3 protein-coding genes are annotated in these 2,119 nt (G+C 64.8%); 2 read left to right on the top strand and 1 reads right to left on the bottom strand.

All coding sequences use genetic code 11. The features are described from left to right. The coding region (locus AC2VOK_RS07365) for a DUF3375 family protein (RefSeq protein WP_428899879.1) at positions 1 to 351 on the bottom strand (351 nt) is incomplete at its 3' end. A gap of 260 nt (positions 352 to 611) precedes the next feature. Between AC2VOK_RS07365 and AC2VOK_RS07360 the strand changes: the two genes are divergently transcribed. Both AC2VOK_RS07360 and AC2VOK_RS07355 read left to right on the top strand, forming a co-directional pair. Continuing rightward, positions 612 to 863, top strand: a complete 252-nt coding sequence (locus tag AC2VOK_RS07360; protein ID WP_428899878.1) for a helix-turn-helix domain-containing protein — start codon at positions 612 to 614, stop codon at positions 861 to 863. Continuing rightward, a partial coding sequence (locus AC2VOK_RS07355) for a HipA domain-containing protein (RefSeq protein ID WP_428899877.1) occupies positions 860 to 2,119 on the top strand: 1,260 nt, incomplete at its 3' end. The genes AC2VOK_RS07360 and AC2VOK_RS07355, both read left to right, overlap by 4 nt.

The following is a 2,119-nucleotide window of genomic DNA, read 5'->3' as shown; positions in this document are numbered from 1 at the left end:
CACCCACGCGTAGGCCTTCTCGAACGCCGGGGTGACCTCGTAGTGCACTTCGTCGTCGCCGGGCGGATAGAACCGCCGCAGATACGCGGCGTCGGTGGCAGCCCAGTCCTCCAAGTAGGACCGCGCGTCCTTCGGAAAGCGTTCGAAGCCGTCCTCGCCGGTCACTTCGGCGTTCAGCGCGTGGAGGTGGTCGTCCAACTCCGCGGCGACCACGCTTGCCGGGCAGGCACCGCGGTTACTTTCGACAAAAAATTCCCCGAGGAAGGCCAGGATCAGGGTGGAGTTGCCGGCGCGCAGCAGTCGCCACGCGGGGTGGCGTTCCCGCAGCGCATCGATCGCCGGATAGTCCATCTCCGAAAGCGTAGAGAATCCCACCGACAGATTCGGGGCGCGCTCGCCGGAAAAAGACCGCCGTTCCGGATCTGCCGAACTGTCCGGGCCTCTACTCGCGCTGTACCGGGCGCTCGCCGTCGCCGGACTGGTTGTAGCGGCACTGGACCTGACATGAGATCGCACGACGACACAATGTGAGGAAATATCACCATCCGTCCTGCTAGGCTTCAATGTGGTGATTTCTTGCCACCGAGATCCGACCAGGCTAATGTGCTCAAATGACAACATCCGCCGGTCGCGAGATGACGGCACGCTCAGCGTCCGCGCTGGGGCGTGCGCTGCGAGCTGAGCGCCAGGCTCAGGGCCTGACTCAGAGCGAACTTGCCGAGCGATCCCGAACCAACCGATTCTCCATCGCCCAACTCGAAACCGGCGACGCCACCAAGGCCATCGAGAAGCTGTTCGACACGCTCGCCGCGCTTGACCTCGAACTGGTGGTCCGCCCTCGCCAAGGCTGGAAAGCCCGATGAGCCTGGATATTTGGCTGCACGGAGTACTCACAGCGCGAGTCACCCCGAAATCCGGGGGACGCAAGCTCGTGATCGAGTACACCGACGAGGTGCGCCTCGGCTACGGCGGCGGCGCGCCAATCCTGTCCTGCTCCCTGCCCTCGGTCCCGGGACCGAGCGCACCTTCGGTTTCACGATCCTTCCTGGAAGGCTTGCTTCCGGAAGGTCGCGCGTTGCAGCACGCCGCCGCACGGCTGCGCGGCGTAGAACTCGATCTGGCCGGCGCTCCAGCAACCCCTTCAGATGCCATGGCCGTTCTTGCCGAATACGGGCGCGAATGCGCTGGGGCGGTTGTCGTGGTGCCTGCCGGAGAAGGGTTGCCGACCGAGGGTCACCCGTCTTCTCCGCTGAGCGAGGAGGAACTTGGCGACCTCATCCGGAATCTGCCCACGAGACCTCTGGGTGCCGACCCCGCCAGGGGTATCCGGATGTCACTGGGGGGCGCGCAGGACAAACTGCTGCTGACCCGCGTGAACGGGCGGTGGTGCATGCCGGTCGAAGGATACCCCTCGACGCATATCCTCAAGCCCACCACCGTGTGGCCCCACAGCGCGGAGAACGAGGCACTGGTGCTGGCCCTGTCTCGGTCGTGCGGCCTGTCGGTTAACGCAGCGTGGGTCGAGCGGATCGGCGATGCGACCACGCTCGTCGCCGAACGCTACGACCGCAATGTCGCAAGCGACGGAACAATCCACCGCGTACACCAGGAGGACATGTGCCAGGCCGTCGGGCTTCGCCCGAAAGACAAGTACCTGATCGGTCGGCCCTCCGAACGCATGGCCCGCGTGCTTCGAGAATTCGCCGACTCCCCGCAGCGGGAAATGACGGACATCTACAAGCAAGTCGTGTTTCGCGCGATCGTCGGCGACGAAGACGGCCACGGCAAGAACTACTCACTGATGCTCCACAACGGAGTGGTTAAGGTTGCGCCCCTTTACGATTCGCTGTCCACGCTGGAATACTCCGAGCTGTCGGGAACTATGGGCACCAAGATCGGTGCGCAGCAGTCGCTTGCCACGGTGGATCGACAGGCGCTTCTCGACGAGGCGAAGGCCATGGGCCTGCCCGCTCGCGCAGCCGAGCAGGCGCTCGACGAACTCGCAACGCGCGTCCGCTCAGGCATCGAGCACCTGCCCGCCGAGATCACCGAAGGCTGGCCATCCGAACACCTGATCGAGACGGTGGCGGCGCGATCGCACCGCCTTGAAACCGGACAG

Source organism: Mycobacterium sp. TH-M116 (genome assembly GCF_057473685.1).
Note: the sequence above shows the minus strand (reverse complement) of the source record. Positions and strands in the feature narration are given on the sequence as shown.